Origin of the sequence: Marinomonas sp. MED121 (assembly GCF_000153025.1) — a bacterium.
Taxonomy (GTDB): Bacteria; Pseudomonadota; Gammaproteobacteria; order Pseudomonadales; family Marinomonadaceae; genus Marinomonas.
In genome coordinates this window covers 946,881-961,078 of the sequence record NZ_CH672429.1, presented here as the reverse complement: position 1 = coordinate 961,078, position 14,198 = coordinate 946,881, and the positions used below count along the sequence as shown (strand labels likewise).

The 14,198-nt window shown below is 41.3% G+C and carries 16 protein-coding genes; 9 read left to right on the top strand and 7 right to left on the bottom strand.

Going from position 1 to position 14,198, the window contains the following annotated elements; translation table 11 throughout:
• Positions 1–102 precede the first annotated feature (102 nt).
• A complete protein-coding gene (yqfB, locus tag MED121_RS04375; protein ID WP_009832405.1) occupies positions 103–423 on the bottom strand; it encodes a N(4)-acetylcytidine aminohydrolase in 321 nt (106 codons plus the stop codon).
• A gap of 107 nt (positions 424–530) precedes the next feature.
• Here yqfB and MED121_RS04370 point away from each other — a divergent pair, with 107 nt between their 5' ends.
• From MED121_RS04370 to hpt, 7 genes are all read left to right on the top strand, one after another.
• Positions 531–1,019: a GNAT family N-acetyltransferase gene (locus MED121_RS04370; RefSeq protein WP_009832404.1), complete on the top strand. Its 489-nt coding sequence runs from the start codon at positions 531–533 to the stop codon at positions 1,017–1,019.
• A gap of 176 nt (positions 1,020–1,195) precedes the next feature.
• Positions 1,196–1,657 carry a hypothetical protein gene (locus MED121_RS04365; RefSeq protein WP_009832403.1) on the top strand — a complete coding sequence of 154 codons (462 nt, stop codon included), beginning with the start codon at positions 1,196–1,198 and terminating at the stop codon, positions 1,655–1,657.
• 29 nt (positions 1,658–1,686) lie between these two features.
• The gene (locus MED121_RS04360) at positions 1,687–1,881 is read left to right on the top strand and encodes a hypothetical protein (protein WP_036178703.1); all 195 of its coding nucleotides are present in this window, start codon (positions 1,687–1,689) and stop codon (positions 1,879–1,881) included.
• A 2-nt stretch (positions 1,882–1,883) separates the two neighbouring features.
• Positions 1,884–2,390 (top strand): superoxide dismutase, Ni, encoded by a 507-nt coding sequence (gene sodN / locus MED121_RS04355; RefSeq protein ID WP_009832401.1) that lies wholly within the window; start codon positions 1,884–1,886, stop codon positions 2,388–2,390.
• 12 nt (positions 2,391–2,402) lie between these two features.
• Positions 2,403–2,717 carry a S24/S26 family peptidase gene (locus tag MED121_RS04350; RefSeq protein ID WP_009832400.1) on the top strand — a complete coding sequence of 105 codons (315 nt, stop codon included), beginning with the start codon at positions 2,403–2,405 and terminating at the stop codon, positions 2,715–2,717.
• A gap of 140 nt (positions 2,718–2,857) precedes the next feature.
• Complete coding sequence (locus MED121_RS04345; RefSeq protein ID WP_009832399.1) at positions 2,858–3,331, top strand: GNAT family N-acetyltransferase; 474 nt, start codon at positions 2,858–2,860, stop codon at positions 3,329–3,331.
• A gap of 193 nt (positions 3,332–3,524) precedes the next feature.
• The gene (hpt, locus tag MED121_RS04340; RefSeq protein ID WP_009832398.1) at positions 3,525–4,058 is read left to right on the top strand and encodes a hypoxanthine phosphoribosyltransferase; all 534 of its coding nucleotides are present in this window, start codon (positions 3,525–3,527) and stop codon (positions 4,056–4,058) included.
• A gap of 74 nt (positions 4,059–4,132) precedes the next feature.
• On the opposite strand, the gene maiA is transcribed toward hpt, so the two are convergent.
• The 5 genes from maiA to MED121_RS04315 all read right to left on the bottom strand — a co-directional run bounded on the left by maiA (position 4,133) and on the right by MED121_RS04315 (position 10,130).
• Positions 4,133–4,774 (bottom strand): maleylacetoacetate isomerase, encoded by a 642-nt coding sequence (gene maiA, locus MED121_RS04335; protein WP_009832397.1) that lies wholly within the window; start codon positions 4,772–4,774, stop codon positions 4,133–4,135.
• An 81-nt stretch (positions 4,775–4,855) separates the two neighbouring features.
• Positions 4,856–5,845, bottom strand: a complete 990-nt coding sequence (locus MED121_RS04330) for a fumarylacetoacetate hydrolase family protein (RefSeq protein ID WP_009832396.1) — start codon at positions 5,843–5,845, stop codon at positions 4,856–4,858.
• An 89-nt stretch (positions 5,846–5,934) separates the two neighbouring features.
• Complete coding sequence (locus tag MED121_RS04325) at positions 5,935–7,062, bottom strand: homogentisate 1,2-dioxygenase (RefSeq protein ID WP_009832395.1); 1,128 nt, start codon at positions 7,060–7,062, stop codon at positions 5,935–5,937.
• A complete protein-coding gene (gene hppD / locus MED121_RS04320) occupies positions 7,055–8,146 on the bottom strand; it encodes a 4-hydroxyphenylpyruvate dioxygenase (RefSeq protein ID WP_009832394.1) in 1,092 nt (363 codons plus the stop codon). Before hppD ends, MED121_RS04325 begins: the two co-directional genes overlap by 8 nt.
• A 439-nt stretch (positions 8,147–8,585) precedes the next feature.
• Positions 8,586–10,130, bottom strand: a complete 1,545-nt coding sequence (locus MED121_RS04315; RefSeq protein WP_009832393.1) for a sigma 54-interacting transcriptional regulator — start codon at positions 10,128–10,130, stop codon at positions 8,586–8,588.
• Positions 10,131–10,432: 302 nt separating this feature from the next.
• On the opposite strand from MED121_RS04315, the gene MED121_RS04310 reads away from it, so the two are divergent.
• Entirely contained in the window at positions 10,433–12,034 is a 1,602-nt protein-coding gene (locus MED121_RS04310; protein WP_009832392.1) for a methyl-accepting chemotaxis protein, read from the top strand.
• Positions 12,035–12,127: 93 nt separating this feature from the next.
• Here MED121_RS04310 and MED121_RS04305 read toward each other — a convergent pair whose 3' ends face one another.
• The gene (locus MED121_RS04305) at positions 12,128–12,922 is read right to left on the bottom strand and encodes a crotonase/enoyl-CoA hydratase family protein (protein ID WP_036178699.1); all 795 of its coding nucleotides are present in this window, start codon (positions 12,920–12,922) and stop codon (positions 12,128–12,130) included.
• 446 nt (positions 12,923–13,368) lie between these two features.
• On the opposite strand from MED121_RS04305, the gene MED121_RS04300 reads away from it, so the two are divergent.
• The gene (locus tag MED121_RS04300; protein ID WP_036179339.1) at positions 13,369–14,133 is read left to right on the top strand and encodes a siderophore-interacting protein; all 765 of its coding nucleotides are present in this window, start codon (positions 13,369–13,371) and stop codon (positions 14,131–14,133) included.
• Positions 14,134–14,198: the final 65 nt, after the last annotated feature.

The following is a 14,198-nucleotide window of genomic DNA, read 5'->3' as shown; positions in this document are numbered from 1 at the left end:
TGTGATGAATAGGAAACTTGTTGTTAAACAGACTTTCCTTGTCAGTGCCCTAGGCTGCTCTGGGGCACTACAAAATGCCTGCTATCAGATAAGTTTAAAGCCTTAAGCTAACTCATAAGATATCATGTAAAGCTGGCTAATGCCTGGGTAGATCTCTTGGATAATGGCTTTTAGCTCAGGCAAGGTCATATTTTCTTGTTTGGCATGAAAATCATTGAGTTCAGCAAAGCGCACTGGCTCAACAGCTAAGATTTTAACTCGACAAAAGAAGCGGTCCTCTTCTAAGGTTTTGACCTCAACATAAGTATTAGCAAGATAGTCTGATTCGGATTCATCTCTTAGGGTAATGGTTTTTTTACCTGATAATATGTCGGCTTCAAAACGCTCAAAAAATGTCATTTGTGTTGGTGGTGTGACTGACATTGATATTCCTTTTATTGTAATTGAGTGCTTGCCTTAACTATTTAAAAATAGGTTAATTAAAACAAGTGCTTAAGGAAGAGTAACCTAATTCAAGGAGGTTAACCAGAATGCTAATTCGGGTCGAAAAAGTTAAAGAAGATGAGTTTGAACTGATTTTTCCAATGGTGAAAAATGCGTTATTTCCCTATGTGGATGCTGTGTATGGTTGGAATGATGAATTTCAGCAAGCCCGCTTACGAAATGATTATGAGCCTGCTTGGTATCACTGGCTTTATGATGGTGATGACAGGGTTGGCATGGTGTGCTTTAAGTATTTAGGCTCTTTTTTGGAGCCTTCTTCAGACTCGGCATTAGAGCGCTCGTTGCACCTGCATCTGGTGATTATATTGCCAGAATATCAAGGTCGCGGGTTAGGCGCTGAAGTCATGAACCATTTAGGCCAGCTTGCAAGACAAAATACCTGCAACAAAATCACTTTATCTTGTTTTATTGAAAACCAGCGAGCGGTGAAATTTTATCAAACATTAGGCTATCAAATCATCTTGGAGGAAGAGCATTTCTTTTCTTTTGAGTTGGATGTTAATGCCAGTGCTTAAGGTATTTTGATTAGCTCAGCGCTTCTTAGCCAACTCCTTTAAGACATCTGGGAACAACGTCAAGCAGGTGTTACTTTGCACTTAATTAATAGAAAGTCAGTGTTGAAATAGGTTATTGAACTCAATTCAAATGAATGTGATAATCATTCTCGTTATCATTTGTTGGGTGAGTTGTTATGGATGTACCTATTTTTCATTGGGAAGAGTTAATGCGACATGCCAAAAAAGCCTTTCAAGAAAATGCTTATCAAGATGCATTGGATTTGAATACTTCTGCATTACTTTTTTCAAAACGTCATTTTGAGCATTTGTTTGATCAGGATGCTGATCGTGCCATTGCTGCTGTCTTGGTGAGCTATTTTAATGCGATAGACAATCATATTGCACTGTACAACTTTATTAAGGCACGGGCGTGTTTTGATAATGCCTTAAGTTTTTTAATTGCAGCCAGATCTAAAAAGTCCCTAACAGATACTCAAGCAGAGGCCATTCTGCATGGGGTTTCTCACTTACATAATGAATGGTGTCGGTTTTTACAGGCTAATCAACATGAGATCTCCGATCTTAAATTATCGACTTTCCAAGTGTCTTTAGAGACCTTGTCATCCCAGTGCCATCAGTCTATTCGTCTACATTAATGTCACTCAAATTAAGAAGGAGTTCTATTTTGCTTTCTAAATTAATTGCACTTACAGGGTTAGTGTCAAGTACCGCCTTTGCTCACCCAGGACATGATCATAGCCATTGGTTAAGTGACCCTATTCATGCTTTGACTCTTGTTGCCATTCTTGGTGTGGCTGTAGTAGGGGTTTTCTTCAGTGTTAAGAATAAATTCTCATCATCTAATAAAGAGGAAGACTAGTCATGTTGCATGCCATTACTAAAAAATTAGTGGGTAACACCAGGGTTGCAACTGTGTCTGCCCACTGTGATATCCCGTGTAAAATTTATGATCCAGCGACCGCTCAAATAGCCGTATTAACCATGATTCGCCTGCTTGATCTGATCAATGAATTGGATGCTAAAGAGAGTTTATCGATCAAGGATCAAGCTCAGCTCATTCGTTTAGTGAATGAAAAAGAAGCCCACGGCCTTAAGGTAAAAGAAGAGGTAAGGGTTATTTGGGGAGATTACTTTAAACAGCCTCAATTTGATCAAGTGCCTCATGTTCATGAGCTTGTTCACCAGATTATGTTGCAAGCGTCAAAAGCAAAACAAGGTGTGTCACGTGATGATGCTTTGGGCCTACTTACCTTGGTAAACGAATTTGCTGAGGCCTTTTGGTTAACGAAAGGGGTGGCTACCTATAAGGCAATTGCGCCTTATTTACCTTCTGAAGTGGTGGTTTACCCAAAACTTGATGCGATATAAGTTAATGTTTTTATGAAAGGCTTTCTCTGCTTTTATGAAGTAAAGGGCAACAGTATGTTGCCCTTTTTACGTTCAGGTGACTTTGTTATCGCATCTCGCTTATTTATCGCTGTGAGTATTGATGATCTCGTTTTAGTAAGGCACCCAGAGTATGGTCATATTATTAAACGCGTGGCCAAGACCTGCCCAAAAAAGGGGCTTTGGCTACAAGGTGATGGTGAGCAGAGTGTGACTTCAGAGCAAATAGGTTGGATTAGCCTGGCTCAAGTTGATGCCAAAGCCCTGTTCTTTATTAAAAATAAGAGTGTTAAGCATAGGGGTGAGTGACGTTTTATTTGCTCAGCTACTTTTTGTTCTATTCATGGCTTTGTCGTAATCATAAAGCGCATCTTTATTGCCTTGATTGACCTTATTCTGGCTTATGGATAGTGTACAAGAGGTTATTCTACATAAATAAGTGAGTATGTATGGAGTATCGTTTAGCAAGAGAAAATGAGCTGGAAGCCTTAGCTGTGCTTTTTCACGAATATCGTAGCACTTCTATTAGCTTAGATAATTTAGCAAGCTTGAGTGATAGTGAAGCTTGGTTAAAGGCGCGATTTAAGCATCAGGATGCGGTGTTTATCCTCGCACTTGAAGAAACGAAGATAGTTGGTTTTATTACACTTTATCAAGGCTTTAGCTCGGTTTCTTTAGAAAAGTATTGGATCTTGAATGACCTGTATGTACGTGTCAGCGTAAGAGGCAAAGGCTGTGCTAAAGAGCTGATGGTATTTGCCCATGCCTATGCGGTAGAAACAGGCGCTAAGGGCATAGAGTTAGAAACAGGCGAACATAACCTGATCGCCCAAAGCCTTTATGATGGTTTAGGGTATGTGGAAAACAGCCATTATAAACATTACTTTTGGCACGCCAAAGAGAACGAGGATGAAGAGGATTGAAGTCGAGTTATTTTCATTTTAGTAACTTGCATGATGAAATTTATTGATCAGAAAATAGGGATTTAGCAGAAACAAAAGTTTCTAGCGGTGTTAGAATAGAAACGATGCGATCAAGTGGTTCCACTTATCGTGTCTCCCCTAAAACTTTATACACAACTTAATGATGGCCAGCCTCGTTATCAGTGGAGAAGCAATGAAACACCGCGTTGATGTGATGATTTCTGAACAGGACGTTCAGCAAAGAATTAATGAATTAGGTAAGGAAATTAGTGCGTACTATAAAGACAGCAGCAACCTAGTGATGGTGGGTTTGCTACGTGGTTCTTTTGTCTTTATGGCAGACCTTGCACGCGCTATTGATGTTCCCCATCAAATTGATTTCATGACTGCTTCAAGTTATGGCAATGATATGACCACCTCTCACGATGTTCGTATCCTAAAAGATTTGGATGATGATATTAAAGGTAAGGATGTTTTCCTTGTTGAAGATATTATCGATACCGGTAATACCCTGAATAAGGTTTGCGAAATTTTATCTATTCGTGAACCCAACTCAATCAATATTTGTACTTTATTAGACAAACCGTCACGCCGCGAAGTGGAAGTGGATGTAAGGTGGGTAGGCTTTCCTATCCCTGATGAGTTTGTTGTGGGTGTGGGTATTGATTACGCTCAGAATTATCGTCACCTTCCTTATATTGGTAAGGTTGTTCCTTTAGAAGACTAAACCCTCTTTAAAGGAAAAGAAAAACCGCCACTCACAAGAATGGCGGTTTTTTTGTGTTTGCTAAGTTTAAAAAGCTAATGTGCGTCTTCTTGTTGTTCTGGACTTGCCTTAAAAAACGCATCTATCGCCAAGCAATTCTCATAAATAGCTAAAATCTTAGGATAAGCTTTCATATCTAATTGATATCTGATGGCATTATACACTTGGGGGACCAGTGCTAGGTCTGCCATAGAGATGTGATCAGCAAAGCAATACTTGCTCCCATGAGCAGCTAAACGTGTCTCTAATGCATCAAAGCCTACTTTAAGCCAGTGTCTATACCAGTTCTCAGTCTCTTCTTGCGAGTGTCCCAATGGTGATTTGAGATGCTGTAGTACTCTCAAATTGTTAACTGGGTGCATTTCACAAGCAATATCTAATGCAAAAGCTAAGATCTTAGCCTTTTCTATTTTATCCTCAGGCAGAAGAGGATGCTGAGGGTAAACATCGTCTAAATACTGCAAAATCGCCATTGACTGATTTAAGGTAAAATCGCCATCGACTAGTGTTGGCACCAGTTGAGCGGGATTGAGTGCTTGATAATCTTCAAAATGCTGCTGGCCACCCTCTTTAATCAGGTGAACCGATTTAGCCTGATAATCCAAACCTTTAAGATTAAGGGCAATTCTAACGCGATATGCAGCCGAACTGCGCCAATAGCCATAGAGAGTAAGCATGTTTTACTGCCTTGAGATAAGAAGGTACTTAATAAGCAAAAAAGGGACAGCCAAAACTATCCCTTAACTCGAATGCCAGTATTAGGCGGGTTTATAGGCCACCACATTTTGCTCTATGGCACTAAAAATGCTGTTACCTTTTGGGTCAAACATCTCGATGCGTACCTTATCACCTACTTTCATAAAGGCGGTCTCTGGCTTGCCTAACTCGATCGTTTCTAACATGCGTTTTTCCGCTAGGCAGCTAGAGCCTAAACTACGATCGTAGTTTGATACTGTGCCAGAGCCAATAATGCAACCTGCCCCTAGAGGACGGCTTTTGGCTGCATGGCTAACCAAAGTTGGGAAGTCGAAAGTCATATCGACACCTGCTTCTGGTTTACCAAATAGCTCGCCATTTAAATGGGTGACTAAAGGAAGATGAAGCTTTTTACCATCCCAAGCCTCGCCTAGTTCATCGGGTGTCACTGCAACGGGAGAGAAGGCACTTGAAGGCTTACTTTGGAAAAAGCCAAAACCTTTTGCCAATTCCCCCGGAATCAAATTCCGCAAAGAAACATCATTGACTAGCATGAACAAACAAATGCTCTCGGTGGCCGCTTGAGTGTTGGCGCCCATAGCAAGGTCTTGGGTAATGACAGCGATTTCAGATTCGAAGTCCAATCCCCAAGCTTCATCGGTTAATTGAATGTCGTCATAGGGGCCAATAAACTGATCACTGCCACCTTGGTACATAAGGGGGTCATGCCAAAAGCTTTCTGGCATTTCGGCATTTCTTGCTTTGCGCACTAATTCAACATGGTTGACATAAGCGCTACCATCGGCCCATTGATAAGCTCTTGGTAGAGGAGATTCGCAAGCACTGGCATCAAAAGCAAAGCTATTGGCGGCTTCGCCTTGGCATAGGGCAACATATCTGTGTTCTAGTTTGGGTTTAATTTCATCCCAGTTATCAATCGCTGCTTGCAGAGTTGGCGCGATATCACTGGCATCCACTGCAGCGCTTAAATCGCGACTAACAATGATAAGCTGACCGTCACGGCGGTTATTTTTTAATGTGGCTAGTTTCATAGGGTTAACCTTTATTCTTAGATCTAGACCAAAGATTTGGCCTAAATCATCGTCTCTCAATAGGGTTGTTAATAGGCGGTCGTTTTTGATTATTTTTCTTGCCAGCTATAAACATAATTCGCGTTTTCTACTTGATGGGCTATCTCACTAATTTCTAGAGAATCCCTTGTATCTATCATCACCGCGACTTCATCAGTGAATTTCTTCTTATGCTCTCGCCCTGCTTTAAATGCCTTGGGGTGAGGGCCATGGGTAAAACCTGCTGGATGAAATGTCATCATGCCGGCATCGATATTGTCACGGCTAAAAAAGTCACCCGCATGGTAGAAAAGCACTTCATCATAATCATCATTGTTATGATAAAAAGGCACTTTTAAGGCGCCAGGATCACTCTCTATAGGGCGAGGCGAAAAGGTACAAATCACAAAACGCTCGGCCACAAAAGTCGTATGGGCAGAGGGGGGTAAGTGATATCTGTGGCTCATTAATGGACGAATCTCACGCCAGTTAATGGCTAATACACTTAAATCACCATGCCAGCCTTGGGCATCTAATGGATTAAAAGGGTAGGTAACCGTTGAAACCTGATTATGTCGTTTGATCTCAACTTGCCATGTGTTCTCATCCTGTTGATCCAAAAACGCTTGGTTGATCGCAGGAATACGCAGGACAGCAGGATCAAAAATCGCATGTTTGCCCACAAGCCCTTTTTCAGGGAGTTGATAGCTATCGTTAGTGGCTTCTATCATTAAGATGTGTGCCGCTTCAGCTAGCTCTAACCGCCATTTAGTTGAACGTGGAATGACAATATAATCCCCTTCACTAAACTCAAGGTGGCCATAATCACTCCAGATAATACCTTGGCCTTGATGAATAAATAGCAATTCATCCCCATCCGCATTACTGACTAAATAGTCCATGCTAGAGTCGATTTGCCACATGCGCATTTTGCAGTGGGCATTACTAAGCACAGGCTTTTGCTGCCAAGGGTTAGCACTGGTGAGATCCAACTTATTGAGATCAAATGCTCTGGGCTTTAATGGCCCAGTCCACTCACTCCAACCCGTTGGCGCATGTTTATGATGGAACTGGGTTGCAGGGCCAAAAAAACCGCTGCGTCCCGCTTCTCGCTCATAAATCGCCTCTTCGGGAAAGTCCGCATGGGCTTGATTTGAGGTAATGCCTTCCTTGTGAGGAAAGCTCGCAGGTTTACGCATCGTTTAATACCCCGCGACGAATTTGGTCCTCTTCGATACTTTCAAACAAGGCTTTAAAGTTACCTTCGCCAAAGCCTTCGTTACCTTTACGTTGAATGATTTCAAAGAAAACTGGGCCTATTACGGTATCCGTAAAGATCTGCAGCAAGGTGCCATCCTTAAGAGGTGCGCCATCGATTAAGATGTTTAAATCTTGTAGCTTTTCTAAATCTTCACCATGGCCGACAACCCTGTCATTTACCTTGGCATAGTAAGTATCCGGTGTGCTCATGAACTTAAGGCCGCCCGCTTTAAGTTGGCGTACCGTTTCATAAATATCTGAGCTAGACATGGCGATGTGTTGAATACCTTCGCCATTGTACTGGTTTAGGAATTCTTCGATTTGAGATTTATCGTCTGAAGACTCATTGATAGGGATACGAATTTTACCGCAAGGGCTGGTCATGGCGCGGCTTACTAGTCCAGTTAATTTGCCTTCAATATCAAAGTAACGTATCTCACGGAAGTTACCGATATTTTCATAGAAGCCTGCCCAATGATCCATATTGCCACGCATCACGTTGTGAGTGAGGTGATCAACTTCGTATAAGCCTGCTTGATGAGATAGCATTTTCTCTTGGTAGTTTTCGTAGAAATTAAAATCCACGTCATAAATGCTTTTATCACCGTAACGGTCGATAAAGTAGAGTGTGCTTTCACCTATGCCATATACCGCAGGCAGTTTAAGCTCCATCGCACCTAGGTTGCCGCTGAATTCTTTCGCACCATTGGCAAGGGCATGTTGCATCGCAAGGCTGGCATCTTTAACACGAAATGCCATGCCGCAAACACTGGGGCCGTGGATACGAGCAAAGGCCTCTGATTGAGAGTTTGGCTCTGAGTTAACAATAAAGTTGATATCGTTTTGACGGTATAGCCAAACTTCTTTGGATCTATGTTTGGCCACTTCGGTGAAACCAAGGGAAACAAATAGGGCTTTAAGGTCAGCGATACCTTTTTCATCTGCTGCTGTGTACTCAACAAATTCAAATCCATCTGTACCTAGTGGGTTGATGCTGTAATCAATTTTTAAAGCCGTGTTCATGTCTATCTCCTGCAATCTTTTGTTTTTGTTTTTGTTTTTGTTTTTGCTTTCGTTGCCCTAAATAAACCGAATTTATGAGCAAAAAAAAAGTGATGTGAATCAGGTCGACAGGGGATAAAAAAACAGTAGGCTGTAAAGAAAAGGTTACACAAGATTAAAAAGTGATCAGAAAATGAGCTAGATAAGGGGTAGGTGTTTGAATTAAGGCTGAAACTTGTCTGAAAAACTCACGGATAAAAGACCCTCAACCTAAGCTAGATGAAGATTTAGGGTGTAAATAATGCTTTACGTTTGGCGTAAACTAATTGAGACAGATAGTTTTATGCCGCCTTTGTTAAGCTTGTGGTTTTTGCTTATTGTGGCAAGCGTTAATGCCTGCTTTGGCATTAGTTGCTAAATGCTCGGCTCTGAGTGCCTGTTTGGCATTAGCAACTAAAGGCTAAGAGATGCTGTGTTTATTAATACCATGTTCCTTGAGCTTGTTAGCAATGGCTGTGTGACTCAAACCTAACTTTTTTGCTAACAAGCGTGAGCTTGGATAACTGGGGAAAAGGCTCTTAAGTAGCTGACATTCATATTGTTTCATTGCTTGCTCTAGACTGCCTTCAAACTCGGTGAGATTTAGCTTTTGGACATCTTGTGTTGGTTGATATTGAGGGAGCGCGAGATCTTTTGCGTCAATTAAGGTGTTCTGTGCCATGCTGACGCTTGGTAATAAGACATTCTTTAACTGACGAACATTACCTGGCCAAGGGTAATTAATAAGGGCTTGGCAACAGTCTTCAGACAGGGATAAAGCGGGTTTACCTTGTTCTGCGCAAAAGGTATGAACAAAGTGCTCTGCTAATGGAATGATGTCTTCTTTACGCTCTCTTAAAGGCGGCAGATTTACACTTAGGACATTGAGTCGATAATAAAGGTCTTGCCTAAACTCGCCACTTTGTACCTTATCTAAAATATCATGTTGGGTGGCGCAAATGATGCGAACATCCACTTGAATCTCTTTTTCATCCCCAACTCGTCGAAATTTACCTTGCTCTAAAAAACGTAGTAATTTGACCTGAAGTATTGCAGACATGTCACCGACTTCATCTAAATACAGCGTGCCTTTGTCGGCGAGTTGTAATAGGCCTTTTTTGCCTTCTTCATCTTCATTAGAAAAAGCGAAGGGGGCATGACCAAAGAGTTCATTTTCTGCCACATTATCAGGTAAGGTGGCACAGCTTAACACGAGAAACGCTTGCTCCTTGCGTGAGCCTTGGTTGTGGCTCATTGTGGCTAATAAATCCTTACCTGTTCCTGTTTCTCCGCTAATCAGTAAAGGCGCTTCAGAGCGGGTGGCAACATCAATGACTTTTAACAGCTTGCGCATTTTAAGGCTGACAGCCTGTAAAGGCTCTGGATTCACGGGGTTAGATTGGGCCTGATGTAAGCAGTTGGATAAATATTTGGGGCTTAGTAGGCGTACTAGATAATGGCTGTCCAGCTGCTTTTGCTGTATTAGCCTTATTTCCGCTAAAAAAGGGCGCTGATTAAATTGCAGGTTTTGGTAGCTAGGGTGACCGTATTGTGAGGGGAGCTCGGTCAGTTGCAGTAAGGCTAAACAATCTATTTTGTGCTTGGTTTTTTCTAAAGGCCAAGAGAAAAGGGTATTTGCAGCTTGATTACTCATGACTCGCTTGCCGTTTAGGTCCATGCTAAAAAGCGGTTCATTGAGTTGATCCGTGATGTTTTCAAGCTCATATAAACTATGGCTCATGGGTAAGTAGGAGGTCGTTTTAACATCTTTTACCCCTTCTACTTTACGAATTTCTGCCATCACAGTTTGCATGCTTGCTAAGGCAACTTGTTCGGTACTTAAGAAAAACCCACCTTGCTCATGATTAATTTCGATGCCAGTCAGATCAATATCTTGGTGCGCTAAGATATCAAGCACATCTTGAGCGATTCCGGTTCTGTCTGTGCAGGCAATGGCAAGTTGCATTTTATCTTCCTTATTATTGTTGCAGCTATCTGGCTTGATGAATAACGAGAGTGATTAATGAGTTGATTTTACACTTGAATGAAGGTGTGTGAATAAAAAGTTATCAATATGAATTATTGATAACTGTTAAGTTTTTAATAAAACCTTAAGGTTGGGGCGTTAGATTTTATAAATACTAAAGGAGATGAATGTGAGCGTATTTTTCCGCTTTAGTGCAGTTTAGGCTTTTGAATAAGGGTAAAAGCTTTGTTCAAAATGAATAGTAATTTCTAATAATAAACATTTTATGAGTAGGTTTAGGTATGACAATTAATCGGCTGATTAGTATCGTGATCACAGTAGTTTTGCTTTCGTTAGTGGCATTATTTTCCATTACCGAAAAAGGGTTAGAGCGAAATGAGAATGTGATGAGACAGCAGGCATTAATTTCTGAATCTGTCGCAAGAATAAAAGATGCTCGTTATTATGTCGTGCAAGTGCAGCAGTTTTTAACCGATATTGGCGCAACACGAAACGATGAAGCTCTTGCTGAAGCAGAAGATAGTAAAGCTGGTGCTATGGCTAGTTTTAATGCTTTGGAAAAATTGTTGCCAGAGCGATCCTCTGAAATAAAAGCCTTAACCAGCCTGCTTGATACCATGTACGCCGCAGGTGTGAAAATGGCTTATACCTATATTGAACAGGGTACCGAAGCCGGTAATGATTTGATGAAAGGTGCAGGTGGTTTCGATGATAAATCAGCCCAATTAGCAGACTCGTTAGATGCTATTGCAACTGAGTTGTTAATTGCCTTAGATGAAGGTGATAAAGAAGTTATTAGCGTTAATGAAAGCACGCATTCTCTTGCGCTGATTAGTAGCTTAATTTGTGGTGTTGTGATTATCGGTTCGATTCTGTTTTTACGACGTCGTATTCTACCGGCCTTACATGAACTTGATCAGTCTTTAAGTAATATTGCCGATGGCGCTAAGGATTTAACCTTACGTTTGTCTGAAGAAGGCAAAGATGAGTTATCAGATATTTCACGTAGTTTTAACCGTTTTATTGCGGGTATCCATAACCTCATCATAGAAACTAACGATAAAGCGATACAGTTGTCTAGTGAAGGTAAGCAGATGACTTATGCTTCTATTGAAACCAGTAAAGGCATGGAAAAACTGCAATTGCAAACTGACAATATCACGCAAGCGATATCTGAGATGCAGCTGACCGTTAAAGATGTGGCGAATCATGCTGAAAGTGCAGCCCTTGCCGCGAAGCAATCCGATGATGATGCTAAACAAGTTGAGCAAGTTGTAAATGAAAGCAAGGAGTCGATTAACAACTTGGCAAAAGGGGTGAGTGAGGCCTCTGAGGCCTTAGTGTCTCTTGAGCAAAATACTGAAAATGTTGGCAGTATCCTAGATGTTATTCGAGGTATTGCTGAGCAAACTAACTTGCTGGCACTTAATGCTGCAATAGAAGCGGCACGTGCTGGCGAACAGGGTCGAGGTTTTGCCGTTGTTGCTGATGAAGTAAGAACCTTGGCAGGGAGAACGCAAGAATCGACAGAACAAATCCAAAACATGATCACTGAGCTACAAAAAGGGTCGAATGCAGCCGTTAGTGTGATGGCGCAAAGTCGTGAACAAGCTGATGCCAGTGTGGCGCATGCAGAGCAAGCAAGCGAAGCGCTTTCTCGTATCTCAGGCTCCATTACTAATATTTCAAATATGGCAACTCAGATAGCTTCTTCTATGGATCATCAGGCAGAAGTGAGTGATGGCATTACCTCTAGCATCAGCAATATTTCTAATGCAGCTCAAAGTACAAGTAGTAATGCCGAGCAATCTCACTTGGCAAGTAAACAAGTGTTGGGCCATGCACAATCCTTGACCCAAACAATGGGAGACTTTAACGTTTAATTCCACCTAAGATAACGTAAAAGGATCGCCTAAAAGGCGGTCTTTTTTGTCTTGTATACTATTTTTTCTGTTTCTTACCTCAAATGCCTTTCTTCATTCCTTATCCTGAAATTTAGGTTTCCGTTTGGCTAGGTTAGCTTGTACGGCTTCAAGCTGGTTTTTCGAACCGATAATAGTGCGTTGAATTTTTTCCTCAAGGGCAAGGGATTCTGAACGCTCTTGATGCCATGCTTGTTCTAATAAGCTTTTAGCACCTCGAATTGCGTCAGGGTTTTTCCCCGCAATTTGTTCGGCTAATGCTGTTGCAGCAGCAATGGGGTTATCTTCTAAACGAGTGACCAAGCCATAATCAAAGCCTTCTTCAGCACTAAATTCGCGACCACTAAAGGTGAGTTCTTTAATGATGTCCTGACGCGCAAAGTGAGGCACAGTGGCCGTTAAAGACATATCTGGAATTAAGCCCCATTTGATTTCCATAATAGACATCTTGGTTTCCTTATGGGCGATACGAATATCAGCAGCCATAGCAATTTGTAGTCCTGCGCCATAAACATACCCTTCAAGAGCCGCGATTACGGGTACTTTTAAATCGTGCCAATCAAGAGCGCACCTTTGTGCTAAGTTGGCGTCATGGCCTTCTTCGGTGGTGAGTAATTTAGTAATGTTGTTTGGTTGGGCCATGATGCTGGGGATATCTAATCCTGAGCTAAATACACCGGCATTACCGGCAATCACGATGGCTCTGACTTGGGTGTTTTGCTTTAAATTTTGTGCGGCTTCAATTAAGCCGTAAATCATATTCATATCGACAGCATTATACTTATCCGCTCGATTAAGCCTTACCTGAGCGATATGGTTATTAATTTCTATCGTTATGCGGTTTGACATGGTTTTCCCTTTTTGTGTCATGAATGTTAAAAAATACTTAATGAAGACGCTAAGTCTAAGCCTAAAGTGATGACTTTTGTATGACCTTGCCTGACTTTTATAAAAGTGTCAGATTCTATTGTCATTAAAAGGGTCATGAAAAGTGTCATGAAAAAAGTCCCTAAAAGTATCACGAGAAGATAAATATTTAACTCGTCTTGCCAGCGGGTTTCTATGCCCAATGTCAGGTATAACAGATATCTCAAAAAAGGATGCTTTCACTCATTATTATTTCTTATTTGATTCTTATTCTCATTTAGGTTTTTCTGTATAATTCACTTATAACAAGCCTAGCGCTTTAAGCTATGGTATAGGTATTAATGATGAGAGGGTCTTTGATGTGGGGTAAAAAAGTTGCTAATTTGCTCCCTCACTGGATTAAAACAAGCTCTAAATTAGGAAGTATTATGTCTGCGCGTCAAGTTCGTCTTTTAACTGTCAATGCAAAAACACAGCTAACTCCCAATATGATACGTATTCAGCTACAAGGGGAAGCGCTTAGTGACTTTCCTGAAGGGGCTGAAGGTGGCTATATAAAGCTATTATTTCAAGATCCAACAGACCTAGATGCTAATGGTGAAGGCAAGACTCGAATGCGTTCTTATACAGTACGTTACTTTGATAAAGAAGCCTTAACCTTAGATCTAGACTTTGTGGCTCATGGTGATAATGGACCCGCTTCAGCTTGGGCGTTATCTTGTGTTATTGGTGACCAAGTTTCTTTGATTGGACCAGGTGTGGTCAAACTGCCTGATACCCATTCGGATTGGTTCTTTTTAGTGGGAGATATGACTGCGCTACCAGCTTTAAGTGTGATAGTTGAACGCCTGCCTCAAGATGCTAAAGGTTATCTCGTTGTTGAGCTTTTATCCTTGGAAGATAAGCCTAATTTAGACTTGCCAGAAGGGGTGGAGCTTGTCTGCGTTATCAACCCAGATCAAGAAAATGTTAATACCTTGCTGGTGGACAAAGTAGTGACCTTGCCTTGGTTAGAAGGGGAAGGCTTTATTTGGAGTGCGTGTGAAATGAGTTCTATGCGCCTCTTAAGGGACTACTTCTTAAAAGAGAAAAAAGTCGCAAAAGATCATATTTATATCAGTAGTTATTGGAAAATGGGAGTCAGTGATGAGGGCCATAAATTAGCGAAAAAACAAGATGCGGTTGGCAACTAATTTTGACGACTGTCTAATTTATCATTGCAAAGCTGCCTTTTATCGCTTGTATCATGTATCTGAAA